This window comes from Gallintestinimicrobium sp., assembly GCF_046968865.1.
In the GTDB taxonomy this organism is placed as follows: Bacteria; Bacillota; Clostridia; order Lachnospirales; family Lachnospiraceae; genus Gallintestinimicrobium; species Gallintestinimicrobium propionicum.
Genome location: NZ_JBKVPW010000015.1, coordinates 82,849 through 107,464, shown reverse-complemented (window position 1 = coordinate 107,464; position 24,616 = coordinate 82,849). Strand labels below are relative to the sequence as shown.

The following is a 24,616-nucleotide window of genomic DNA, read 5'->3' as shown; positions in this document are numbered from 1 at the left end:
CATCCAATATATGAGGATGGAGTACAGTTGGTGGATATGGTGTATCTGCAAAGGCAGTTATAAAGAAACTTCAAGTTTAACGAACAGGAGATGATGATCACATGAAAATCTTATATGAACTATCCTGGTTATGGGAAACGCTGGGCATTGCACTTGTGGCCGCGGCTGTTTGTGTGGCTTGCGCCACGCTGATCTGCAAGGCAGCGAAGAAGAAGTTCAACAAAAAGGTGTTGGCAGTCATAGGGGCTGCGGCATTTGTGGGCGCGATTCTGGCGATCATTCTGATCGCCCGGACACCGATGCCGCTTTGATAGGACGGAGGATGGAATAATAGAAGGTCGGGGTCAGACCCCGGGCAAACTTTCACCTGTGAGAAGTGTCAAGGTTTTCTAATCACCACATGAATATAAATTGACAAAAATGACTATAATGACTACAATGATTATAATGGTGATTAGGAAAACTACAGGAGGTGCCTTATGACATTTATTGAGAGCGAAACTATCGAACTCAAGTCTTCGGTTGTTGCAGACCTTTGCAAAGAGGTGATTGCCTTTGCTAACACAAGAGGCGGCACTCTTTACATTGGTGTTGAGGACAATGGTACGGTGATTGGTGTGGATAGTGCCGACCGTGTTACCTTGCAAATAAATAATATGGTTCGGGATTCCATCAAACCTGATATTACGATGTTTGTCCACTACGAGACACAGGTGATAAATGATAAACAAATTATCGCCGTGACCGTCCAGGAGGGTACAGACCGTCCCTATTATCTGGGCAGTAAGGGATTAAAGCCCAGCGGTGTGTATGTCCGCAATGGTACATCTACAGATCCTGCCTCTGATACCGCCATTCGAAAAATGATTAAAGAAACCGATGGCGACAGTTTTGAAACCATGCGCTCTTTGCAGCAGAATTTGTCATTTCAGGCAGCTGAAGCACAGTTTGCCAAGAGGAAGGTTCCCTATGATGCTGCTAAGATGCAGACTTTGGGAATGGTTTCCTCGGACGACATTTACTCCAATGTAGCGTTGCTTCTGTCCGAACAATGTCCGAGTACCATCAAGGCTGCAACCTTTGCCGGTGTTGATCAGAGCGTATTCCAAGATAGACGTGAGTTTACCGGTTCGTTGTTTCAGCAGATGGAGGATTTGTATGCCTATCTCGATCTGCACAATCAAACCAAGGCCACATTTGAGGGACTATACCGAACTGATACCAAAGATTATCCAGAGGACGCGCTGAGAGAAACATTGATGAATTCTCTGGTGCATAGAGATTATTCTTTTAGTGCCAGCACCCTTGTCAGTATCTATGATGATCGAATCGAATTTGTATCCGTGGGCGGTCTGCCTGCCGGAATCACTTTGGATGACATTATGCTAGGACTTTCCGTTTGCAGAAATCCGAAATTAGCAGCTATCTTCTATCGCTTACAGCTGATTGAAGCTTACGGAACCGGTATGCCCAAAATCATGAAAGCATACGCAGGCACAGGGGTAGAACCTAAAATTGAAGTGACAAACAACGCTTTCAAAATTACACTCCCCAATAGAAATGCCGTTAAGGCAACTGATAGCGTGCCTAATGAACGTAAATCCAATGAAGAAAAGATTCTGGACTTGATTGGCCAAAACGGCTATGTAGTGCGTAGCGATGTGGATCAACTGTTGGATGTCAGCCAAACAACGGCCAGCCGTATTCTAAAACGCATGGTTACAGACGGCTTGATCTATCAGGACGGAAGCGGCAGAAAAACAAAATACAGAAAAGGTTAATCGTTTGCAACAACTGGCTTAAAACCCAGGGGGCTGACCCCGGTCAAAACCCATCCAAAGGTTTGTCCTCTTATAGAAAAAGTTCATTTGATTTCTGAACGGAACAGGCTTTCTTGATAGCTGATGCCACAACAGAAACCGTTACCTTGTTAAGGCTGCGTGCATGAACAGGGCAGATTGAGACACATCTCATACAGGAAATGCACTTGGATTTATCGGTGACCTTGCCATTATCCTTGGAAATCGCCTGAGCAGGACATTTCTCCGCGCACAGACCGCAATTTGTGCAATGAGAATCAGTAGAGGGAACAAATCCGCTGCTGGATTTTTTGTAAGGACGCTTGCCAGGAATGGCGGGAACTGCCAGGGAGCCGGATAGTGCTTTTTCAAAAATTTTGGTACCGAATGCAGAGAGTTGTTTGCAGTCTTCTGCATTGGGACGACCTGCGGCATATTCGCGAATAATTGAATGTTCTGCAACGGCAGAAATGGCGGCAATCACCTGAAAGCCAGCGGCATTTGCAGTATCCTCCATTTGAACAAGCGTACTCTCATAGACGCGATTCCCGTATACTGCCACAAGAACGCACTTCGCACGATTTCCATTGATCTGAGCAAAGCGATCAAGTGCCAACTGCGGGGCTACTCCACCAAAAGACGGCATGGCGACAAGCACCAGTGAATCGGATTCAATGAAGAACGATGCAAAATCTGTGGAGGTAGATGAAAGATCAATCGTCTGGACTTCCGGCCAGTTCTGGGTAATAGCAGTGGCAACTCTTTCGGTTCCGCCAGTGGGACTGAAAAGAATCTGATAGCATTTCATTATAAACACTCCTTCGATGTAAAAAATAGAGTTACAGCTTTGATATCAGTATAGCAATTGTGAGGTGTCGTGTCAATATTTACAGCAGGAGAGGACTATGCTAAAATGAAAGCGGGAGGGCAAAGATTATGCATGTCAGTAACAAATGTTCGATTGCGATTCACTGTTTGATCTTTATCCATGAATATGGAGCAGAGAATAAAGTGACGAGCGAATTGCTGTCGTTTTCTACCGGCTGCAATCCGGTGACAATCAGGGGTATTCTCAGTGCGCTGAAAAAAAGCGGTGTTCTGTATGTGAAGTCCGGTACTGGCGGTGCGACTCTTGCAGCAGAACCCGAAGATATAACACTTTATCGGATTTGTACAGCAGTGGAACCGGATGCCATTGACAAAATGATCGGTATTCATTCGTCACCATCACCGTTTTGCCCTGTGGGCAGGAAGATTCAGTCAGTGCTGGATGATACCTACGAAGAGTTGAAAAAAGATGTGATTGCCAGCATGAAATCCATTACACTGGATAAGATTCTTGCCGATTATCACAATAAACAGCAGACAAATCAATGAAATATTTCTTTGAAGCCGGGATGGGGAGCGGCAGTCCAAGCCCGGGGTCAGACCTCGGGCAAACTTCGGAAGCGATGAAGATGCTGGTGGAGAAATAAATGGAATAAGGATGAGCTGATAGACCGGTGGGGTAATGCCTTGTCGGTTTATTTTTTATGGAAGAATCCATGAAATTGTGATAGAATATATTTTAGGTTTTGTATACTTTTGACATATGCTCACATGATATTTATATGAAGTCCGTTTTTATGGACACAATACTCAATCGGGTCAAACTTGTTGTGACACGAAAGACATGCTTGCAGAAGAGTGAAAAGCGTTTTGAACGCACGATTTTCTGTTTACTTAGAAGACGATAAGCGCTATACTTGAAAATAGAGAAATTATACCCATGGACAGGTTGTTTTTAAGCAGGAGGCAGAGGCGATGGCAGTATCATATAACAAGTTGTTTAAGCTGTTGATAGACAAGAAAATGAAGAAGAAAGAGCTGTGCGAGCTTGCTGGAGTCAGCGCAAGTACCATTGGGAAAATGGGGCGCGGAGAACCTGTTTCTATTGAAATGGTAGAAAAAATCTGTCTTGCATTAGGATGTACGGCTGACGATGTGTTGGATTTCATCCCAGAGAGTCCAGATAATGGGATAGCTGATAATGTAGAATAAGGATGGTGGCCGAATGGGAAGGATAATACAGTATCGGCTGCTCCAATCCGAAAATCAAACAGGACTGATGAGACCAGTTGTCTACTGTGATGAAAAATACTGCGAAAGTTTACAGCAGGTTTCATTAAATGAGAAAATGGCGACTCTGCTCATAAAAATTAAACCGGAACGAAGAACCATGAGGCTTGAAAGATGCTTTCAGGAAGTTCTTACAAATATTCCGGAGAACAGTTGTATCCGAGACTTTGACGTGCTGTTCAATCCAGCATACAAGATAGATGTACTGCAACTTCTTACAGTTGCGAATCGAAGCAAATCGTTTTCTGTTTTATGGCCGGGAACTATGGCAGATGGAAAATTGGTTTATGCGGAAGATGGATATGCGGACTATAAAGAATACGATGTAGAACAATACGACATAACCTGTGTCGTTTAAGGGAGGATAAAAAAGTGAAGTACTCAGACTTGATCAGCTTCAACCCGATTGAGGATGTCATTCAGCTTACTACAGCAGATGATGCGAACCGGGCGAAAGAGTATGTGAAATCTTATGTTATGTCTGATACCATGGCGGCAAATCTGAAAAGCCCGGTATTGGATCAGCTTCAGATGGATGAAGTGGTTGATAACAAGGGTGTTCTTGTTGTTGGTAACTATGGTACTGGTAAATCACACTTGATGAGCGTGATTTCTTCTATTGCCAAGGATACGGATAACCTTCAGTATCTCCAGAATAAAAACTTTGCAAAAGAGATGGAGTGCATCGCAGGCAAGTTTGAAGTACTTCGCATTGAAATCGGCGGCGTAACGATGTCGCTGCGTGAAATTCTGTTTGGCTTCATTGAAGACGATTTTGCAGCACGAGGAATTGATTTTGAAGTGCCAGATTTTGATACAGTCCGCGATAATAAAAAGCTGATTCGTGATATGATGATGGCCTTCTCTGCAATGTATCCAGACAAGGGATATCTGATTGTTGTGGATGAGTTCCTGAGCTATCTGACTTCCCGTGACGAGCGGCAAATTGTCCTCGACCTTGAGTTTTTCCGCGCACTTGGCGAGATGTGCTCCAAGAGCAAACTGCGTGTGATTTTTGGTGTGCAGGAGAAGATTTTTGATAATCCGCGATTCAGCTTTGTGTCGGACACACTGAAACATGTGTCTGATCGTTTTACGCAGATTGTCATCACAAAAGAGGCAACATCTTATGTTGTGTCTGAGCGTATCTTGAAGAAAACGCCTGAGCAGAAAGCTTTGATTCGCAAGCATTTGGAGAAATTCTCAATGCTTTATACCGGTATGTCTTCCCGGATGGACGAGTTTGTAGATTTATTCCCAATTCATCCGTCCTATATTGATGTGTTCAATAAGATTTACCTGATTGAGAACCGGCATATCCTGAAAAATATCTCTATGACAATTCGCGACATTTTTAACCGCGATGTGCCAGAGAATGAGCCGGGCATCATCTCTTTTGATAATTATTGGCCTGCAATCAAATCCAATGGATTACTCAAGAGTGATGTGACCATCAACCGCGTTGTTACTGCCAGTGGACAGCTGGAGGATATCATCAACCGTGCGTTCCCTAAGCCCGCATATAAGCCGCTGGCAATTAAAATTATCTATGCACTGAGTGTCCATCGTCTGACTACGAATGGCTTGGATGTACATTTCGGACTGACGGCAGAGAACCTGAAAGATGACCTTTGCCTGTTCTTGCCGATGCCGGAGCAGGATGCAGACTTCCTGTTGGCTCTGATTAAAACTACGCTGAAAGATATCATGACCACGGTATCCGGTCAGTTCATTATCTACAACGATGCCAATAACCAGTATTACATTGATGTGGATAAGGTCGTTGACTATGATGAGAAGATCAAGCAAAAGGCTTCCATCATGGCAGATGGAGAACTGAATCGCTATTTCTATCAGCTGATTTACAGCTGCCTCGATTGGGATGCAAAGCAGTATGTTCCTGGATTTGAGATTTATCAGCGTGACCTAAACTGGGATAGCCATAACATTTTCCGTGAAGGCTATTTGTTCCTCGGTCTGCCGGGAGAGCGTAGCACTGCGCAGCCGGAACGGGATTTCTATATCCATATTATGCCGCCATACAGCAGCGGCAGCATTGCTGTGAAAAATTTGGAGGATGAAGTTTATTTCTTCTTCAAATCTACTGCGGAGTTCAAGGAGATTCTGGGTTTCTTCTCTGCTGCCAATGCACAGGCACAGATCAGTGAAGGCAAAGATAAGGATGCCTATCTGAGCAAAGCGGCGATGATCCGCAAAAAGCTGATTAAGTATCTGAGTGAAAATAAGAACACCTGCTTTGATATCCAGTATAAGGGGCAGAAGCGGCAGATGATCGAAGTGCTCCGTGGACGTTATAACCGAGATATGGACTTTAAGGACACCGTTGATTTGGCGGCTTCCCTGTGTCTGGATGAATATTTCTGCGGCAAATATCCGGATTGTCCTATGATGAAAACAAAGGTAACTCGGAAAAACATGGCAGAAAATGTACGGCAGGCATTTGATTATTTTGCTGGTCGTAAAACGCAGACGGCAACCTTGATGCTCCAGAGCTTTGGCGTTCTGGATGGCGATAAGATTCGACCGGAAGGTTCCAAGTATGCAGCTTACTACATTGACCAGCTGAAACAGCTGCCGCCGCAGGGCGTTATCAATTATTCGGATATCTTTGATGTCAAATACGATGATCAGTACGAAGATAAGCATTTCAAGATCAACTATCTTTTTACACCGATCATCTTCCTGTCCATGGTGTATGCGGGCTATGCAACGATGACTCTGCACAATGGCACTGTTCTGAGTGCATCGAATCTGGATACTGTACCTCGCATTGGTGTTCTGGACTTGTATGAGTTCAAATATCTGGCACGGCCTGCGCAGATGGCAATGGCAGAGCTGAAAAAGCTTTTTGATGTGCTGGAAATCAATCCGGTTCTGCTGGACAACCCGAATGACCGTGATGAGGGAGTAAAACAACTGCTGAAAAAAGCGCAGGAAACGAGCAACTCTGCTGTTCTTGCGAACCAGAAGCTGAACAATGGATTTGAGCTTTGGAATGAACCGCTTGTGGATGCGCAGCATTTGATCGCTATGCAGAAAGCCTGTGCAGCAGTTAAGGATGAATTCAGCAATTATTCTGCACGGTTCAATACTCCGGCGAAGCTGAACAACTTCACGCTGACCTTTGAGGAAATTGATAAGCTGACGGAGCAGATTACACTGATCAAGGCGATTGCGGAATATGTGACTTTCAAAACGGATTGCGCAAACAATGTTTCCTATCTGAGTAACATTGAGTTCATCGACCTTGGCGCAAACTTCAAACAAAAACTGGAAGCTGCAAAAGACGAATTCCGTTCTGCACGCGATAGCATTCTGACCGGTACATCCGGAGATGCAGCCGCGCAGAAGGTAAATGCTGCTCTTGAAAAGGTTAAAGAAGAGTATATCGGCATTTATTTTGAAGAACACAAGAAAAAACGCCTGGACATTGACGATGCAAAACGACGCGGTAAATTACAGGAGAGTTCCGTACTGGCAAATCTGCGTAAGTTGCGTGGCGTTGAAATCCTTTCGGCAGCCAAACTGACAAAGATCGAGCAGGACATGGCTAACTTGAAAATCTGCTATGAGCTGACACCGACTGAGCTGAAAACAACTCATATCTGCCCGCATTGCCATTATAACCTTGGTGATCAAGTGCCGAATGTAGCGGGCCAGCTGGATAATCTGGATATTCGGATTGATGATCTGGTGACGGAGTGGACGCAGACTCTGTTGAATACGATTTCTGACCCGATTGTGGCAAGCCAAAAAGAGTACCTGAGTGCAGAACAGCAGAAAGCCATTGATGATTTTATTGCATCCGGTACTTTGCCGAAGCGTGTTGACGATTTCTTCATCAAGGCGATTCAGGCATTGCTGAAGGGCTTTGAACCTGTGGTAGTGGATGCAAAAGATTTGATGGATAAGCTGACGAAGCTGCCGCCGATGGATGAATCTACTTTCAAACAGAAGCTGAATGAGCTGATTGCTGGCTATACCAAGGGCAAAGACGAAGGTAAACTCCGTATTATTGTTAAGTAAGATAAAATTGTGAGAAAGCGAGGCGAAGCGTGTGCTGATGAATACACCGGAGTATCTCTCCATCATCGAAAATATCAAAAGTGAGATCAAGGCTGCACAATACCGTGCAACGATTCATGCGAATTCGGATTTGCTACTCCTTTATTATGACATTGGAACGGTTATTAACGAATACAAAACATGGGGAAATAAATTCATTGAAAATCTCTCCTATGATATTCAGGTGACTTTCCCGGAGAGAAAAGGGTATTCTGTCCGAAATATGAAGTACATGGCGAAATTTGCAGCCCGCTTTGCTGACAGAGAAATTGTGCAAGAGGTGCTTGCACAAATTACTTGGTATCACAATATTGCTTTGATGGATAAGGTTAAAACTGCGGAAGAACATATCTGGTATGCAAATGCAACGGCACAAAATGGCTGGTCCCGTAATGTTCTTGTTCATCAGATCGAAAGTGGCTTATATCAGCGGCAAGTTCTGGTGGATAAGGTCACGAATTTTGAACGCCGTCTGCCATCTCCGCAGAGCGAGCTTGCAGTGCAGACTATGAAAGACCCGTATGTCTTTGATTTCATTCCGTTCCGGGAAGATATGCTGGAGCGGGACATTGAGCAGGCATTAGTGCGGGATGTGACCAAGCTGCTTCTGGAACTTGGAACAGGCTTTGCGTTCTTGGGAAATCAGTACCACCTGAATGTTGGCGGCGATGATTTCTATATCGACTTGCTGTTCTATAACCTGAACCTGCGCTGCTATGTGGTTATCGAACTGAAAACCGGAGAATTCAAGCCGGAATATGCCGGACAGCTGAACTTCTACCTGTCAGCGGTGGATGGTATCTTAAAGAAAGAGCAAGATAACCCATCCATTGGCCTGCTCCTTTGCAAGAGCAAGAACAACGTGGTAGCAGAATACTCCCTCAAGGACATTTCCAAGCCGATTGGAGTGAGCGAATACAAAGTTACCAGTAGCCTGCCAGATGATCTGGAAAAGCAGCTGCCGTCCGTTGAGGATATCCAGAAACGGATTAAATGAAATTGTGCAAGTGCCGCTTGCACAATTTAGAAAACGAAAGTGAGGAAACAGCTATGGAACGCAGAAAGCTGACCAAAGAAGATATAGATAAAGTGCGCAACATTGAAGGCTTTCCAATTGGTACAGATGAGGATATCATTGCGCTTTCGGATGCGCCGTTTTATACTGCCTGCCCGAATCCTTTCATCGAGGATTTTATCAAGGAGTATGGCATTCCGTATGATGAGGCAACAGACGATTATCACAGAGAACCGTTTGCAGCGGATGTGAGTGAAGGTAAAACAGATCCAATCTACATGGCACACACATATCACACTAAAGTACCGCACAAAGCTATTATGCAGTATATTTTGCATTATACAAAGCCCGGTGATTTGGTTTTGGATGGCTTTTGTGGTACCGGAATGACCGGTGTTGCTGCACAAATGTGTGGTTGTCCAGATAATGATTTTAGATACAAAATTGAACAGTTGAATCCCAGTGTTTCCTGGGGCGCACGGAAAGCTATTCTGAATGATCTTTCGCCGTCCGCTACTTTTATTGCTTCAAATTATAATGCTGCGGTCGATGGATATGATTTTTCTGAAGAGGCTCATCGTATCGTAGATGCGGCTGAACGTGAATTAGGATGGATGTATTCTACTCATCCTATACAGGAAAATCTCTTGGGAGAAAAGGCTGTAATAAATTATACTCTTTGGTCTGACGTTTTTTATTGTCCTCATTGTGGGAAGGAAATTGTTTTCTGGAATATTGCCATTGACAGTGATGGAAATATGAAAAAGGAGCTTCGATGCGATTCGTGTGGCTCTATCATTAAAAAATCACAATGCGCAAGGGCTAAAGATATACTCATTGACAAGAAAAGCGGAAAGACCATAGAAATCTCTAAGCAAGTTCCAGTGCTGATTAATTACTCTTATGGTGGCAAACGTTACGATAAAGTACCAGATGCTGAAGATATCGCACTCATAGAGAAAATTAAGGAAATGGATACGGATAAATGGTATCCGACAGAGGAGGTTCCATATGGGGAAAAAACTGCTGACCCAATAAAAGCAGGATTTAATAAGGTCAATCTTTTCTATACAGAAAGAAATCTCTGCGCACTTGCTTTGATATGGGATATGGCACAAAGAAGTAGGTACAAAAACCAGATAATGTTCTGTATAACAGCAGTCCTAATGAAAACGGCATCAAAATTGCACAATGTCGGTATGAAAAAAGGAAAAATCAATTTAGCGGGCGCTATGCCAAATGCATTGTATATTCCAAGTATACTGGCAGAAAGAAATATTTTTACACTTGTGAGGGGGAAAATAAAGGATATAGAACCTGTATTTTCTTTCACAAAGAAGGATGAAAATTGTTGCGTATCATGTGGCTCATCTACGGATTTGCGCATGATTCCCAGCAATTCAATAGATTATATTTTCGTTGATCCTCCTTTTGGCGATAACTTGATTTATTCAGAATTGAGTTTTATTTGGGATGCGTGGTTGAGAATCGTCACAAACAATGAGAAAGAGGCAATAATTTGTAGGGCACAAAAAAAGGCACTGTCTGATTACCAAGACCTTTTTGAAAAGTGCTTTAGAGAATTTTACAGATGCCTCAAACCAAATCGATGGATAACAATAGAGTTTCATAATAGCAAGAATACGGTATGGATGGCAATTAATGAAGCAATTCAGAAAGCAGGTTTTGTTGTTTCTTATGTAAAGACCCTCGACAAAGGGCAGGGCAGCTATAATCAGCAGACGGCAAATGGAGCAGTAAAACAAGATTTGGCAATTTCGGCGTACAAACCCAAAGAGGAATTTGAACGTAAGTTCTCGGAACAGGCAGGAAGTGAAGAAACAGCTTGGTTCTTTGTTGGCCAATATTTGGATAATTTGCCTGTGGTTAGCGTCGAAAATAACAAAATACAAATGATTGCGGAAAGGCAAGCCTATTTACTATTTGATCGTATGGTAGCATACCATATTATGAGAGGTATTCCTGTGCCGTTGGATGCTACCGACTTTTATCGCGGTTTGGATGAAAAGTTCCTAAAACGCGATAATATGTACTTCTTGCCGGATCAGGTCAATGAGTACGATACCGCTCGTATCACAACCGAAGTGGAGAATATCCAATTTGCGCTATTTGTGACGAACGAAAAGTCTGCTATTTCTTGGCTGTATCAGCAACTGGATCCGCAGTTCTGTGGTCCGCAGACCTATGCAGAGCTTCAGCCGAAGTTCATGCAGGAAGTCAAAGCTGTGGATAAGTATGAGCAGATGCCGGAGCTTGCTACCATTTTGGAAGAGAACTTCCTGCAAGATGAGAATGGCCGCTGGTACATCCCAGATGTGACCAAGGAAGGCGATCTGGTCAAGTTGCGTGAGAAGAACTTGTGGAAAGAATTTGAAAGCTACATGAACAGCAAGGGCAAGCTGAAGCTATTCCGTTCGGAGGCCATCCGTGTGGGCTTCTCTCGCCTTTGGAAAGAAAAGAACTATAAAGCCATCGTTGATATCGCCGAGCGTCTGCCGGAGCAGACCATTCAGGAGGATTCCAACCTGCTGATGTACTATGATATCAGCCTTGGAAGAGTGTAAAAGGAGCGTTGCCTATGGGGAAGAATGAATCATCTAAAATCAAGAGAACACCAATTCGCGAAGCAGTAAAACTGCGCTTGTGGGGAATGGCAGCAGGCAGATGCGAAATTTGCAACAAACTGCTGTATTTGGATTCACATTATGGTGATGATGCTAATTTTTCTGAAAATGCCCACATTCACGCAGTTGGTAAAACAGGACCAAGACATGCTGATGATATGACGCAAGATGAAATAAATAACATAGACAATTTAATGCTTCTTTGTGCCGAGCATCACCATTTAATAGATACTAAGCCTGAAAACTACCTGTCGGATTTTTTGATTGTACAGAAGAAGGCTCATGAAGACCGGATTCGGAGATTAACGGAGATTCAAGATGCTGATTCTTGTAAGGTAGTGACATTCTTCTCAAATATAGATAATGTAGATGTGTTTAATGCAGCATCTGTACTTAGGAGAGCCACTGTAAAATGTGGTTTTTATCCAAAACAGGATGACCCAATAGAATTGCATAATGGATCGGTTACAAAATACATACCGTCAAAGGACATTTTTCAATTGCAAGCATCTGAACTGGAAAACCAGGTCAAGCAGTATTTTGGTAGCATTGTAAAGAAGGAAGATGTTGTTGCATTGTTTGCACTTGCTCCGCAACCACTTCTTTTTAAATTGGGGTGTTTACTTTGCGATCAATTAAATGTTCGTGTCTTCCAGTGCCATCGTGAGGGAGATAAATGGGCATGGCCAGATGATCAGTCAACAGTGGATTTTCAAATCCATCAGTCAAAGGCTGATTCTGAAACTGCGGTGGCATTGGTTATTGATTTGAGTGCTGAAATTATTGATCAAAGAATTGAAAATACATTGGGCGAAAGATGTTCCATCTATCATCTGACTATTCCGGAGCCAAATCGCGTGTTTGTCAAGAACCCTCAGATTCAAGATAGTTTTGTCCGTACTTTTCGGCTGGCAATGGAAAGAATAAAGAATGATAATCCTAAGGCAAAGGAAATCTGCTTATTTCCAGCTATGCCAGCATCGCTTGCAGTTCGTGCGGGTATGGATATTATGCCCAAGGTGGATTTGCCAGTTAAAATCTATGATCAACTTTCACAGAAAAACAGTTTTGAAGAAACTATAACGATTGGAGGGTAAAAGATGTATACCAAAGAAGCGTATAATAGTCTGCTTAAATCGACAGCTCAGAACATTGATATTAGTGATGAAATGTTTGAGGCAGCAGAAAAGACTTATAAAGATCTTGGAAAATGGATAGATCAGGAGACTCCTGATTATGAGATTAGTATTTATCCGCAAGGTTCGTTTGCCCTCGGAACTGTGGTTCGTCCAATTACAAATGCAGATGATTACGATTTGGATATTGTCTGTCAATTTAAGAGTCAGTATGGGTTGACAGCCAAGGAACTGAAGGTTGATGTGGTTAAACCACTGCTTGTCCGTTACAAAAAAACGAGTAGGGAAATTGAAGAAAAAAAGAGATGCTGGCATGTTGAATACGATGATGTTCCAAACTTTCATATGGATGTTATTCCTGCTCATACTTATGGGAGCGTAATCCGTATAACTGATCATAATGAAGACTATGATACTTATGATTATTTGGGAAGCAATCCGGCAGGCTATGTGAAATGGTTTTTCGATGCTTGTGCAAAGCAACGCAACAGATTATATGAGCAATATATCAAGGATCATCGTACAGTTGTTGCGCAAGCTGAGGTTGAAGATGTAAAGCGTAGAAAAGTAAAAACGCCATTACAACGCGTTGTACAGATTCTTAAACGGCATAGAGACATTAAGTTTGCAGATGACAACAGCGGTAATAAGCCCATATCAATTATAATCACAACAATAGCGGGAAGGCTGTATGAAGAAGAGGATAATATTTACGATGCTCTTTTCAATATCCTTTCTAAAGCTCCTTCTTGGATTATGGATAACCGAAAAGGTCAGCAATTTTACATAGAAAACCCAAGTTATAAAGGTGAAAACTTTGCTGACAAGTGGAATACACATCCGGAACGTGCTACTGCATTTTTTAAATGGTTAGATACTGCGAGAAAAGACTTGGTTGATGGAAGACTTTTGCAATATAACAAAATTGAAATGGGAAATCATCTAAAAGAATGCTTTGGCAGCGAGACCGGAAAAGCTGTTTTTAACAGTGAAGCAGAGACGGTGAGATCAGCTATTGCAGCGGGAACCTTGAAAGTAGACACATCGACAGGGAATATATCAAAAAATGGCACAGTTTCAGTTCCACCAGCACATCACTTTGGCGCGTAAATATTTGAAACCTAAGCCTATTTCGTTGGTGAATCAGCAAATACAGATGCAATATTTGTACAATAGGCTACTGGTAGCAAACTATATTGAGAATTCCATGCTTGTATGTATTTTAGATATACAGCCGTCCTCCGAGTCTCAAGTGTATAGAATCAAAATTACTTATAAACTGAGTGATGGAGCACCAAAGGCATGGCTGATTTCGCCACCATTACAAAAATATGAGGGAAAATATCCACATCATAAGTACGGCAAGGATGATAGCGGAAATTACCAACTGTGTGTTTATTACCCCAAATATAAAGAATGGAATCAGCAAATGTATGTTGCAGATTCGTTTGTGCCATGGGTCTGTACATGGCTGAGTACTTATGAATACTGGCTTGTGACTGGAAAGTGGCACTACGATGAAATGTTTACAGGCCGAAATCAAATTAAAGAATGGAAGAAAGAGAAATGATATCTGTCGGCGATTTCGTTTTTGACACAATAGAAAAAGCAAATGTGCAGGTTTTGGAGAAGATCGAAGCATGGGGCTATATTTCTTATAAGGTCTTTAACCCAGCAACCGGTCGGGTGTATAAGGCAAATGAGGAACAGCTTAGCTCATCGGGCAATACGATGCAGTATGATGAAAATTATCTGCGCTATGTTACGCTGCTCTCTAAAATCAAAAACGAAACTGCCGGTGGTTTCCTTTCTTCTCTTGCCAGCGGGATTATTCCCTTGCCGCACCAGCTCCATGTGTTGAATCGCGCAATGGAGACCAACAACATTCGCTATATTCTGGCGGATGAAGTCGGTCTTGGTAAGACGATTGAAGCTGGTATGATCATCCGTGAATTGAAGAGCCGCGGTCTTGTCAGTAGGATTCTCGTTGTTTGCCCGACTGGTCTGGTGACCCAGTGGGCAAGCGAGATGCAGGAAAAGTTCCATGAGAAATTTCAAGTAATTTTGCCATCCGATTATGATACGATTCGTCGCCTGACGGATAATGATGATGTGTATGGTCAGTTCGATCAGGTGATTTCTCCGATGGATTCTATTAAGCCGATTGAAAAACACGCCGGTTGGAGTGAGGAAAAGGTTGAAAAGTACAACGAGGAACGAATCTATTCCATCATCAACAGTGGATGGGATCTGATCATCATAGATGAGGCGCATCGTGTGGCTGGTTCTTCCGGCGAAGTGGCTCGCTACAAGCTGGGTAATCTGTTGGCACAGGCAAGCCCATATCTGCTGCTGTTGTCAGCAACACCGCATAATGGCAAAACTGAGCCGTTTTTGCGATTGATTCGTTTGCTGGATGCGGATGCTTTCCCGAATGCCAAGTCTATTGTCCGAGAACAGGTTGCTCCATTCCTGATCCGCACGGAAAAGCGCGAGGCCATTGACAATAACGGGAATCTGCTGTTCAAGAACCGTATCATGCATCTTGTGACGATTTCATGGGACGACCGCAACAATTTGCAGCGGGAACTATATGAGATGGTCAGCTCCTATGTCGCAAAGACCTATAACAAAGCACTGCGCAATCGCAAGAAAAATATGTGCCTGATCTTCCTGTTGATTATCATGCAGCGCATGGTGACGAGCAGTACGGCGGCCATTCGACAGAGCCTGGAGCGCAGATTAAATGTTCTTCTGGAGCAGCGCACCTGCGTTGGTAATTTAAGGGAAGAGGATTTGGACGAACTGAACATCGAGGATGGTGTTGAGGATGCCCTTGAAGCGATTTCTCTGGATATGGAGTTGGAAATCGAAGAGCTGAAGCAGATCATCTCCCTTGCAAAACAGGCACAGTTCCAGAATCAGGATGCAAAAGTAGAGCCGCTGTTGAATGAGATTGATGCTATTCTGAGTGAGGATCGTACACAGAAGGTCATTATTTTCACAGAATTTGTTGCTACGCAGACTTATTTGCAGGAGCTGCTTGTGAATAGAGACTATACGGTAACGATTCTAAACGGCGGCATGAGCATTGACGAGCGAAATGCTGCCATGCAGGAGTTTAAGACCAGTACCAGTATTTTTATTTCGACAGATGCTGGTGGCGAAGGTCTGAACTTGCAGTTTGCCAATATTATCATCAACTATGACCTTCCGTGGAACCCAATGAAGATCGAGCAGCGGTGTGGTCGTGTTGATCGTATTGGTCAGCAGCGGGATGTACATATTTACAACTTCATTGTTGGCGAAACGGTAGAGAACCGTGTCCGCGAAGTGTTGGAAGAAAAGCTGTCCGTTATTCTGAAAGAGATGGGCGTTGATAAGTATTCTGATGTTCTGGACAGCGAAGTGGCAGAATGCGACTTCACAGATGTGTATATGCGCTCCATTGGTCATGCTTCACAGGTAGAGAAGAATCTGTACCCAGTTGAGGCAGAGATGAAGCAGCAGCTTACGAATGCGCAGAAATATAAAGATGTAATCCGAGAAGAGAAAGACTTGACAAAACTTGTCGGAACGGAGTCGAATTTCGATGTAGACAGTGCGCTCCGCACAATGCTGACCTATTATGAGTGCTGGCAGGGGCATGACCCGCGTTTGATTGACCGTATCAGCATTGCAGATGAAGAAATCACACAGCATTTGAAGACAGAGTTGGTGCAGGATCGGACGGCACCGCTTATGTCCATCCAGATTGATAACTTCCTCAATGAGGAAGGCTATTTTATGCTTTGGGAGCTGTCTATCTCTGAAAAAGAGAGCGGAAAGCGGATTTTGCCGATATTTGTCAACAGCGCAATGTTATTGCGACCGATGGCAGGAAAGCGTATTATGGATGTTTTCCTCGATGAAAACAGCAAGCTCAGGGTTTCGTCTGCGCCGAATGTGGATGCGGAAATTTATTCTAAGCTTGAAAAAAGTTGCATGGATTTTGCCTATGACACATTTGTTGAATTAAAAGAGAAGCAGATGCAGCAGAATGAGGAGAGTTTCAAGAAATATATGTATGCTTTGGAGCTGAGACAAGAGGCTGCGGAACATATTGGGATTGAGAATATCCGCAGAAGCCGCCTGCAAAAGCTGCAAAAAGAAAAGGCCAACATTGAAGCACAGCACAGGAAAGGCTCACAGGTATATCCGGATTTTAGGTTAATCATGATGGCAAGATTGGAGGCGTAACAGATGTTTGGAGACTATGTGTTTGAAAAAACAGCTGCACAGTATACGAAAAAAATGATGCTCGTTGATGCAGATCATCTGGAAGAAAAAGTGCATTATAGCGCGGTGTTTCAGGCACATGGCTTCAGGACTGTTGCGTATACTGATGATTTGAACTTCCGAGTTAATAATACAAGCCTTCTAAATGGAGAGGGAAAACTTGCTATTCTGGTGCAGCCGGGTGTTTATGTGCCGTATGATATCCGGAAAAAATGCCGGGAGGAAGAAATTTCGTTCGAGTCATTATTTCCAAAGTTGAATAGCGCAGTTCTGCGAGAAAGCAAAAATCTGGATTTGGAACTTCTTACGCTGGCGTATCAGACTGATTTTGAGGAATACCATGAACGGAAACAGACGGAAATGTTTTTTCGCCGCAAAATGTATTCTCAGAAAAATGTTGAGTACTATTTGAGAGATTTATATGAATGTGCGTTAAGTCAAGCGAAAAGTGTTGAAGATTACAGGGCTTGGTTTGAGATTGCGGAGAAAAAAGCGACGATTGATGTAACCGCAGTAGAACATAATGTTGACATTGATACTTCGGAATTGAATCGGGCGTTCTGCGCCTATGCGATGAAAAATTTTGGAAAGTTGTCTTCGGAAATCAACCTGGAATCACCGGTCATGGTAAGCAGTGTCATGGATTATATCCATGACCATAGTGAAAAGGCTGCCATTATCGTAATGGATGGTATGTCAGAATTTGACTGGACGATATTGAAAAGATCGTTTGCGGGAATTTGTTATCGCCAAAGTGCTGCCTTTGCCATGATTCCATCTACGACATCTATTTCTCGCCAATGCCTACTGAGTGGAAAATATCCCAGTCAGCTGATTGAACCGTGGAAGCAGAGTAAAGAGAAGAATGAATTTTACGAATGCGCAAGAAAATATGGGTATAAGGACAATCAGATAGGTTATGAACGAGGGTATGATGCAAGCTTTTCGGCGTTTGTAAAGTGTGGGGCTGTCATCATTCTTGATATTGATGAATTGGTTCATGCCCAATATCAGGGACGCATTGGAATGTTGAATGATGATACGGTGCTGATGAAACAGAATAAGCTTGCTGAGCTGACCAAACGATTGTTGCAGGATGGATTTGATGTCTATATTACAGCAGATCATGGAAACACGCCTTGTACAGGACTGGGACGATTGACCGGCTCTGGCGTTGAAGTTGAAACAAGAAGCCACAAAATGGTGGTATTGAAGGATTTTGCTAATAAAGACAGTTTGATAGAACGATATGGCCTTCTGGAATATCCGAAATATTATTTGCCCAAAGATTATGACTATCTAATCTGCAATGTGGGGGATTCTTTGGATATCAAAGGTGAAAATGTAATGACGCATGGCGGGATTTCGCTTGACGAAGTGGTGGTTCCGTTCATAATCGCGAGGACGGAGGATTATCATGGCTAAAATGGTTGGTTTGTCAAGAAAACTGAAATTGCCTTGGCTGAAATATACAGTTGACTTAGTGGCGGACGGAACATCGGAATCGGAGATTAAAGATAAGCTCAATGAGTATTTGAGCTATGAGATTGAAAGCCCAACAGTTCTTCGTAAGACCAGAGAGATTTTGATGAACATCTGGGTTTATGATAATCCGTACAGCTCCCGCTTAAAAAGCGAGGCAGTACAGCTGATAGAAAAGTATCCGGAATATGCGGTGAGTATCAACTGGTGCATGATGTTGGCGGCATATCCGGTGTTTCTTGATATGTGCAAACTGATTGGAAAAATGTCGGAATTTCAGGATGAAATAACACTTGCCCAGTTAAAGCAAAAGCTATTTGATGAGTGGGGAGAAAGAACAACCTTATATCATTCGATTGATAAATTGATTTCAACATTGAAGGAATTCGATGTGCTACGCTGTGAAAAACCGGGAAAGTATCACATCAACAGGATGACAGTAAATAATGAACAAGTCAGTGCATTTATGGCATATGCAGTGATGAATATTGATGACAGTGGATACTACTCTTTTCAGGAATTGAATGATTCAGTATATCTGTTTCCCTTTGAATATCATGTTGAAAAGGAAACTATTGTTTCAGATGACAGATTTTCAATCAGTACATTTGGCGGTGAGATTTCGATATCGTTAACTTGAAATGAAATATCCGGGAAAGGAGATTTTTATGGCTGATAATCGAAAGAAAGCCTCGATGTCACAGGTTCTGACAGATATAAAGCCTTACATAACGAAAAAGTTTATGGCGACTCCCTGTGTTAAGGAGCAAGACATTCAGGCTATTTGTCAAATTCTTCTACCCAGATACAAGAATGTACAGCTTATGCAGGGACTGACCAACAACAAGCCGGATTTCAGAATTCAGGTAAAAGGTTTGTTCGGGACAGAAGAGAAACGGTTTGAAGTGGTTGGCGGTGATAAGAAAAGACCAGCAACCAAGAAGAAATCCGACCTGGGCTGGATTGATCGGCTGGAAGAAATAGATGCCGCATTAGATGATTTTTGATGGCGATGCAGTGTGGAGGAGGTGCGGCTAAGTGACCTGGGCTGAATATTATGAGCGATATGACGGATGGCAGGAAAGTACTCAGTATAGCCGTCTGGCCTCTATCAAGGACTTCGGACCGGATGGAAGTCCATCTGAGGAAATATGTGACTGCATTCAGTATGTGGATACGCGCACAGCGACCAGCATTCTTCGCAGAGCATTAGCAGCGGGAGTCCGGTTTCGAGCCGCGGAAGTTGCGGAGATTGCAGATAGCGGGCAAATCGAAGATGAAGAAGCACTGGAAAAGTTGATTCAGACAGCTGTGGATGCTTATACGGGGGAACAGCTGGATACGCTGCTGAGCTGTCTTCCTGATCCGGAACCGGTGTTTGAGTTGATTGATAAGATTACTTCCAAACCAACGCACTTTACAGAGGAGGATGTTCTGACACTGCTTCCTAATCTGCCAGATGAGGAATCCATCTATCAGCTGGTCAACTAGACAGATGCGATTTTCACAGAAAATGGGCTGAATGAGTTGTGTGATTATGGTGTGGACGAGTCGCTGATCAGGAAGATTTCAAAGCGTAGCGGCATTCCTTATGCTGATCCGGATGAGCCTGACGAGGAAATTCCGCTTAAAGGGGAACAACCGAAGAAGCCGGGACTGTTCAGCAGTATACTGATGGGAATGGCTCTGGCTGGCAGTCCTAAGCCTAAAAGTACAGGCAGATGCACGGGAGATTGTACTCATTGTCCTCCCCACTATGGTTATCGCTATGGGCGATGGTATTATGGACACGGGCATACACATGGCTGCGAATTCTGTGGAAATGGAGGATGCAGTGGGAAGTGCAACATAGATTGACTTCACTTGCAATGTGGAATGACACGACAAGAATTATTTACATGGGTACGCCAGCAGTACGGCACGGAGCCGGAATACCCCTGGCATGACAGGAATGCTGTGCTGCGGCACAACGACAATAATAAATGGTATGGTGTAGTTCTGGAGGTATCGACTGATAAGTTGGGATTGCCGGAAGCAGACATCGTTGATGTCCTCAATGTGAAAAGTGATCCGCTGTTAATTGGCTCTCTTCGCGGGCAGGATGGCTATTTTCCGGCCTATCACATGAACAAGGAGAAGTGGCTTAGTATTCAGCTAGGAAAACCGGAGTTGGATCATGCCATCAAAGACCTGCTTTCTTTGAGCTATGAGCTGACAGCACCGAAAAAACGCAGCAAAAAGTCATCAGCAAAAAATCCGGGAGATTCCGCAAAAGGAGAATCATGGGTCTGACCCCAATATGTTCTTACCAGCATCTGTAAGTATCTTATGTATGTGACAGGTGAAATCAAGTCGGATGATCCAGCTATTGTAGAGATGCTAAAAAATGGAACCATGCTGCCAGAATAAGTATAAAAGGGGAATAGGCATGAAGGCTTTTCATATGAATAGAGATTCCGTCAGATTAATTATGAGAATAGACCGGATGATGAAGAATTTGAAGAAATCATGTCTATTTTAAAGGAGAATAATTGCACAATTGATGAAACGCTTATGGGACCAGATTGTGATCTTATTCATTGTACCGTACAGTCAGTAAGGTTTGATGTAATCAGAACAATTGATGGCAATGGCAGCTTTATTTATTGCGATAATTCGGACGGAATGAGATTTATTGAAAATATGTTTGAAATGAAATAAGGAGAGATTTGAAAATGAAGCAGGAAACAATAGATCGAATTCGAAAATTTACAGAGGATAGGGATTGGGACCAGTTCCATTCTCCGGCAAATCTTGCAAAATCAATTGTGATTGAGGCAGCTGAACTTCTGGAATGTTTTCAATGGAATGATGAGGAATATGATTTACAGCATGTAAAAGAGGAAATGGCGGATGTCATGGTTTATTGCCAGAATCTGTTGGACAAGTTGGGGCTGGATGCAGATGAAATCATCAATATGAAGATGGCACAGAATGAGGCAAAGTATCCCGTGGAAAAAGCAAAGGGAAGTGCAGCGAAGTATAATCAGCTGTAATGGACTGTGTGAAAGAGAAAAATGTGTCAGTAACTTTTGGAAGGGTATAAGAAGTTATACAGTAATTCGGTCCCTGCCCCCCAAAACATGTATGACAACCGATTGGAAATTACTTCTCCAGGAAAGCTGCCAATAGGACAAACGACGCCACGATTAACGCCAACGACGCCAAAAATGACATTGGTGGCGTTAAAAATGGCGTTAGTAATGCCGGAAATGGCGTTAATCGCAACGAAAGTGGCACTAATGGCGGTAAAGTTCCGCTTAATAAGGAACAGATACAGTTAGAAAACCTGTTGCAGATTATAGAGAAATCTCCATATAAGTGGACTTTTGAATGAAGAAAAAGTGGACATTGGGGATACAAAAGTGGATATTAAGAATGAAAAAGTGGATATTCAAGACAAAAAAGTGGATATTGAAGGCAGCCGCCGGCCTGCGGATTTTCTGATTTCCTACGCGGCACTCAGAAAATCCTGGCCGGCTGAGAAAGACAAGCCACCTCGAGAACGAGGTTTATGAGATATAGTTCCCGGTAATACTGTTTGGGTTTTCCTTGATTTCCTGCGGCGTCCCGCTGGCTATGATCTGTCCGCCCGCTTCGCCGCCGCCCGGTCCCATGTCGATCACATAGTCCGCATTTTTGATCACATCCAGGTCGTGTTCAATGACGACAACGGTCGCATCGTGATGAAGAAGCGCCTGAAAGACGCCCAGCAGAACCTGCACATCCAGCGGATGCAGACCGATGGAGGGCTCGTCGAAGACGAATACGGAATCCTCCTGGGTCTTTCCAATCTCGCTGGCAAGCTTGAGCCGCTGTGCTTCGCCTCCGGATAGTCCGGGCGTTTCTTCGCCAAGGGTCAGGTAGCCGAGTCCGAGCTGCTTCAGAATTTCCAGCTTCTGGCTGACGCTTTTTATATCCCTGCAAAAGTCGATGGCGGTGTTTACGTCCATATCCATCAGCTCCGGTAAGGAAATGTGCGCGCCGCTTTTATTGGTGAGCTTTACTGTGTAAGCTGCCTTGCTGTAGCGGGAGCCCCGGCAGTCCGGGCAGGGAATGTTCACATCCGGCAGGAACTGTACATCAAGACTGACAACGCCGGTTCCGTCGCAGCCGGGGCAACGGAGCGTCCCGGTGTTGTAGGAAAAATCACCGGCCTTGTAGCCGAGGGCTTTGGCATCCGGAGACTTCGCATAAAGCTTGCGCAGCTCGTCGTGGATGCCTGCATAGGTTGCCACAGTGGAGCGGACGTTGATGCCGATGGGCGTGGCGTCCATGAGCTTGACGTGTGCAATGCCGTCGGCATCGACTGCGCGGATGTGGGCAGGCAGTGCACTGCCGCTGATCTTTGCCTGCAGTGCAGGGATCAGGCTCTCCAGTACCATAGTGGTCTTGCCGGAGCCCGATACCCCGGTGACAACTGTGAGCCGTCCTTTTGGAATATCGACCTCCAGGGGCTTTACGGTATGGATCCGATCCGTGGACAGGTGAATCCTGCCGTTTGTAAAGAGCATTTCCTTTTCGATGCAGGGGCGCAGTCTGGTGTTCGCTGTGCCGGAAAGAAACGGTCCGATCTGGGAAGCAGGATCTGCTGCGATGGTGGAAATATTGCCCTGCGCAATAATGTGACCGCCTTTTGCGCCGGCCTCCGGACCCATTTCTATGAGCCAGTCGGATTCCTTCAAAATCTGCGTATCGTGATCGACTAAAATGACGGAGTTTCCGTCAGCAACAAGATCCTGCAGTACACCGGTAAGCCCCACAATATTAGAAGGGTGCAGACCGATGGAGGGCTCATCCAGTACATAGAGGACGCCGGTGGTACGGTTACGCACGGCGCGAGCAAGCTGCATCCGCTGCCGCTCGCCGGTGGAGAGTGTGGATGCGGATCGATCAAGGGTCAGGTAGCCGAGTCCCAAGTCCATCAGCCGCTTTGCGGTGCCTTGAAAGGCTTCACAGATACTCTGGGCCATGGGACGCATTTCTTCCGGCAGACTTTGGGGGACGCCTTTTACCCAGACGACCAGCTCAGAGAGTGTCATAGCGCAGGCTTCGTCCAGCGAAATACCCTGCAGCTTCGGCGCACGGGCAGCAGCAGACAGGCGTGTGCCATGACAATCCGGACAAATATCTTCTTTGAGAAACTTTTCTACCCGTTTCATGCCTTTTTCATCCTTGACCTTGGCAAGGGCATTTTCTACGGTGTAGATGGCATTAAAATAGGTGAAATCCAGTTCTGCAAAGTCGTTGGAGTCAGATTTTTTCGGATGGTAAAGAATGTGCTTTTTCACAGCAGGACCGTGGAATACGATCTCCTTTTCCTGTTTTGTCAGCTCCCGAAACGGCACATCCGTGCGCACACCCATTTCCCGGCAAATGTCTGTCATCAGGGACCACATCAGGCTGTTCCAGGGGGCAACAGCTCCTTCGTTGATCGTCAGCGAGTCATCCGGCACCAGTGTATCCGGATTCACAGTGCGGACGATCCCGGTGCCGCCGCACCTCTGACAGGCCCCCTGGGAATTAAAGGACAGCTCTTCTGCAGACGGTGCATAGAAATGTGCGCTGCATTCCGGACAGACAAGCTCTTTTCCTGCGGCGACAGCCAGAGACGGAGAAAGGAAATGTCCATTAGGACAGCGGTGACTGGCAAGACGGGAATACATCAGGCGCAGACTGTTGAGCAGCTCCGTTCCTGTGCCGAAGGTACTGCGGATACCCGGTACACCGGGGCGCTGATGCAGTGCCAGTGCAGCGGGAACATACAGGACTTCATCCACACTGGCTCTGGAAGCCTGGGTCATACGGCGGCGCGTATAGGTGGAGAGGGCTTCGAGATAGCGCCGGGAGCCCTCAGCGTAGAGCACACCCAATGCAAGGGATGATTTGCCGGAGCCGGACACGCCTGCAATTCCCACGATTTTTCCAAGCGGAATATCCACATCAATATTTTTCAGGTTGTGGACCTTTGCTCCACGGATCAGCATTTTATCGATCATGTTTTCCTCTCATTTCTGT

The 24,616-nt window shown here is 44.4% G+C and carries 21 protein-coding genes; 19 read left to right on the top strand and 2 right to left on the bottom strand.

Translation table 11 applies throughout. The features are described 5' to 3' along the window. The first annotated feature begins 101 nt into the window (after positions 1-101). Positions 102-311, top strand: coding sequence for a hypothetical protein (locus ACLTOQ_RS12890; RefSeq protein ID WP_262586675.1), 210 nt, complete (start codon positions 102-104; stop codon positions 309-311). Between the two features lie 168 nt (positions 312-479). Then, complete coding sequence (locus ACLTOQ_RS12885) at positions 480-1,781, top strand: RNA-binding domain-containing protein (protein ID WP_262586677.1); 1,302 nt, start codon at positions 480-482, stop codon at positions 1,779-1,781. A gap of 70 nt (positions 1,782-1,851) precedes the next feature. Here ACLTOQ_RS12885 and ACLTOQ_RS12880 read toward each other — a convergent pair whose 3' ends face one another. Continuing rightward, positions 1,852-2,607 carry a 4Fe-4S binding protein gene (locus ACLTOQ_RS12880; protein WP_262586679.1) on the bottom strand — a complete coding sequence of 252 codons (756 nt, stop codon included), beginning with the start codon at positions 2,605-2,607 and terminating at the stop codon, positions 1,852-1,854. 128 nt (positions 2,608-2,735) lie between these two features. On the opposite strand from ACLTOQ_RS12880, the gene ACLTOQ_RS12875 reads away from it, so the two are divergent. The 17 genes from ACLTOQ_RS12875 (at position 2,736) to ACLTOQ_RS12795 (ending at position 22,116) form a co-directional block, all read left to right on the top strand. After that, positions 2,736-3,176 carry an Rrf2 family transcriptional regulator gene (locus ACLTOQ_RS12875; protein ID WP_262586681.1) on the top strand — a complete coding sequence of 147 codons (441 nt, stop codon included), beginning with the start codon at positions 2,736-2,738 and terminating at the stop codon, positions 3,174-3,176. A gap of 426 nt (positions 3,177-3,602) precedes the next feature. Further along, entirely contained in the window at positions 3,603-3,839 is a 237-nt protein-coding gene (locus tag ACLTOQ_RS12870; protein WP_262586683.1) for a helix-turn-helix domain-containing protein, read from the top strand. Between the two features lie 13 nt (positions 3,840-3,852). Then, entirely contained in the window at positions 3,853-4,275 is a 423-nt protein-coding gene (gene brxF / locus ACLTOQ_RS12865; RefSeq protein WP_262586685.1) for a BREX-3 system P-loop-containing protein BrxF, read from the top strand. A gap of 14 nt (positions 4,276-4,289) precedes the next feature. Beyond that, on the top strand, positions 4,290-7,964 hold the full coding sequence (locus ACLTOQ_RS12860) for a DUF6079 family protein (RefSeq protein ID WP_262586687.1): 3,675 nt from the start codon (positions 4,290-4,292) through the stop codon (positions 7,962-7,964). Between the two features lie 37 nt (positions 7,965-8,001). Next, positions 8,002-9,000, top strand: coding sequence for a PDDEXK nuclease domain-containing protein (locus tag ACLTOQ_RS12855; RefSeq protein WP_412319600.1), 999 nt, complete (start codon positions 8,002-8,004; stop codon positions 8,998-9,000). A 53-nt stretch (positions 9,001-9,053) separates the two neighbouring features. After that, positions 9,054-11,603 (top strand): DNA methyltransferase, encoded by a 2,550-nt coding sequence (locus tag ACLTOQ_RS12850; RefSeq protein WP_262586691.1) that lies wholly within the window; start codon positions 9,054-9,056, stop codon positions 11,601-11,603. Between the two features lie 14 nt (positions 11,604-11,617). Next, positions 11,618-12,760: an SAVED domain-containing protein gene (locus ACLTOQ_RS12845; RefSeq protein WP_262586693.1), complete on the top strand. Its 1,143-nt coding sequence runs from the start codon at positions 11,618-11,620 to the stop codon at positions 12,758-12,760. Positions 12,761-12,763: 3 nt separating this feature from the next. Further along, positions 12,764-13,909 (top strand): nucleotidyltransferase, encoded by a 1,146-nt coding sequence (locus ACLTOQ_RS12840; RefSeq protein ID WP_262586695.1) that lies wholly within the window; start codon positions 12,764-12,766, stop codon positions 13,907-13,909. Beyond that, entirely contained in the window at positions 13,866-14,369 is a 504-nt protein-coding gene (locus ACLTOQ_RS12835) for a hypothetical protein (protein ID WP_262586697.1), read from the top strand. The genes ACLTOQ_RS12840 and ACLTOQ_RS12835 overlap by 44 nt, the downstream gene beginning before the upstream one ends. After that, positions 14,351-17,038 (top strand): DEAD/DEAH box helicase, encoded by a 2,688-nt coding sequence (locus tag ACLTOQ_RS12830; RefSeq protein WP_412319599.1) that lies wholly within the window; start codon positions 14,351-14,353, stop codon positions 17,036-17,038. The genes ACLTOQ_RS12835 and ACLTOQ_RS12830 overlap by 19 nt, the downstream gene beginning before the upstream one ends. 3 nt (positions 17,039-17,041) lie before the next feature. After that, complete coding sequence (locus ACLTOQ_RS12825; protein WP_412319598.1) at positions 17,042-18,502, top strand: PglZ domain-containing protein; 1,461 nt, start codon at positions 17,042-17,044, stop codon at positions 18,500-18,502. Next, positions 18,495-19,199 carry a hypothetical protein gene (locus ACLTOQ_RS12820; RefSeq protein ID WP_262586702.1) on the top strand — a complete coding sequence of 235 codons (705 nt, stop codon included), beginning with the start codon at positions 18,495-18,497 and terminating at the stop codon, positions 19,197-19,199. The genes ACLTOQ_RS12825 and ACLTOQ_RS12820 overlap by 8 nt, the downstream gene beginning before the upstream one ends. 28 nt (positions 19,200-19,227) lie before the next feature. Next, positions 19,228-19,566 (top strand): hypothetical protein, encoded by a 339-nt coding sequence (locus tag ACLTOQ_RS12815; protein WP_262586704.1) that lies wholly within the window; start codon positions 19,228-19,230, stop codon positions 19,564-19,566. Between the two features lie 31 nt (positions 19,567-19,597). Continuing rightward, on the top strand, positions 19,598-20,050 hold the full coding sequence (locus tag ACLTOQ_RS12810; RefSeq protein WP_262586706.1) for a hypothetical protein: 453 nt from the start codon (positions 19,598-19,600) through the stop codon (positions 20,048-20,050). A gap of 384 nt (positions 20,051-20,434) precedes the next feature. After that, complete coding sequence (locus ACLTOQ_RS12805) at positions 20,435-20,851, top strand: MmcQ/YjbR family DNA-binding protein (RefSeq protein ID WP_262586708.1); 417 nt, start codon at positions 20,435-20,437, stop codon at positions 20,849-20,851. A gap of 422 nt (positions 20,852-21,273) precedes the next feature. Beyond that, the gene (locus ACLTOQ_RS12800) at positions 21,274-21,594 is read left to right on the top strand and encodes a nucleotide pyrophosphohydrolase (protein ID WP_262586709.1); all 321 of its coding nucleotides are present in this window, start codon (positions 21,274-21,276) and stop codon (positions 21,592-21,594) included. Positions 21,595-21,927: 333 nt separating this feature from the next. Continuing rightward, positions 21,928-22,116, top strand: a complete 189-nt coding sequence (locus tag ACLTOQ_RS12795; protein ID WP_262586711.1) for a hypothetical protein — start codon at positions 21,928-21,930, stop codon at positions 22,114-22,116. On the opposite strand, the gene ACLTOQ_RS12790 is transcribed toward ACLTOQ_RS12795, so the two are convergent. Then, positions 22,111-24,597 carry an excinuclease ABC subunit UvrA gene (locus ACLTOQ_RS12790; protein WP_337426912.1) on the bottom strand — a complete coding sequence of 829 codons (2,487 nt, stop codon included), beginning with the start codon at positions 24,595-24,597 and terminating at the stop codon, positions 22,111-22,113. The two genes, ACLTOQ_RS12795 and ACLTOQ_RS12790, sit on opposite strands and share 6 nt — an antisense overlap. Positions 24,598-24,616: the final 19 nt, after the last annotated feature.

Bases quoted from the DNA above. Each gene is read 5' to 3' on its own strand.
- ACLTOQ_RS12890 (WP_262586675.1), top strand. From the start codon at position 102: ATGAAAATCTTATATGAACTATCCTGGTTATGGGAAACGCTGGGCATT.
- ACLTOQ_RS12885 (WP_262586677.1), top strand. From the start codon at position 480: ATGACATTTATTGAGAGCGAAACTATCGAACTCAAGTCTTCGGTTGTT.
- ACLTOQ_RS12880 (WP_262586679.1), bottom strand. From the start codon at position 2,607: ATGAAATGCTATCAGATTCTTTTCAGTCCCACTGGCGGAACCGAAAGA.
- ACLTOQ_RS12875 (WP_262586681.1), top strand. From the start codon at position 2,736: ATGCATGTCAGTAACAAATGTTCGATTGCGATTCACTGTTTGATCTTT.
- ACLTOQ_RS12870 (WP_262586683.1), top strand. From the start codon at position 3,603: ATGGCAGTATCATATAACAAGTTGTTTAAGCTGTTGATAGACAAGAAA.
- brxF (WP_262586685.1), top strand. From the start codon at position 3,853: ATGGGAAGGATAATACAGTATCGGCTGCTCCAATCCGAAAATCAAACA.
- ACLTOQ_RS12855 (WP_412319600.1), top strand. From the start codon at position 8,002: ATGAATACACCGGAGTATCTCTCCATCATCGAAAATATCAAAAGTGAG.
- ACLTOQ_RS12850 (WP_262586691.1), top strand. From the start codon at position 9,054: ATGGAACGCAGAAAGCTGACCAAAGAAGATATAGATAAAGTGCGCAAC.
- ACLTOQ_RS12845 (WP_262586693.1), top strand. From the start codon at position 11,618: ATGGGGAAGAATGAATCATCTAAAATCAAGAGAACACCAATTCGCGAA.
- ACLTOQ_RS12840 (WP_262586695.1), top strand. From the start codon at position 12,764: ATGTATACCAAAGAAGCGTATAATAGTCTGCTTAAATCGACAGCTCAG.
- ACLTOQ_RS12835 (WP_262586697.1), top strand. From the start codon at position 13,866: ATGGCACAGTTTCAGTTCCACCAGCACATCACTTTGGCGCGTAAATAT.
- ACLTOQ_RS12830 (WP_412319599.1), top strand. From the start codon at position 14,351: ATGGAAGAAAGAGAAATGATATCTGTCGGCGATTTCGTTTTTGACACA.
- ACLTOQ_RS12825 (WP_412319598.1), top strand. From the start codon at position 17,042: ATGTTTGGAGACTATGTGTTTGAAAAAACAGCTGCACAGTATACGAAA.
- ACLTOQ_RS12820 (WP_262586702.1), top strand. From the start codon at position 18,495: ATGGCTAAAATGGTTGGTTTGTCAAGAAAACTGAAATTGCCTTGGCTG.
- ACLTOQ_RS12815 (WP_262586704.1), top strand. From the start codon at position 19,228: ATGGCTGATAATCGAAAGAAAGCCTCGATGTCACAGGTTCTGACAGAT.
- ACLTOQ_RS12805 (WP_262586708.1), top strand. From the start codon at position 20,435: ATGACACGACAAGAATTATTTACATGGGTACGCCAGCAGTACGGCACG.
- ACLTOQ_RS12800 (WP_262586709.1), top strand. From the start codon at position 21,274: ATGAAGCAGGAAACAATAGATCGAATTCGAAAATTTACAGAGGATAGG.
- ACLTOQ_RS12790 (WP_337426912.1), bottom strand. From the start codon at position 24,597: ATGATCGATAAAATGCTGATCCGTGGAGCAAAGGTCCACAACCTGAAA.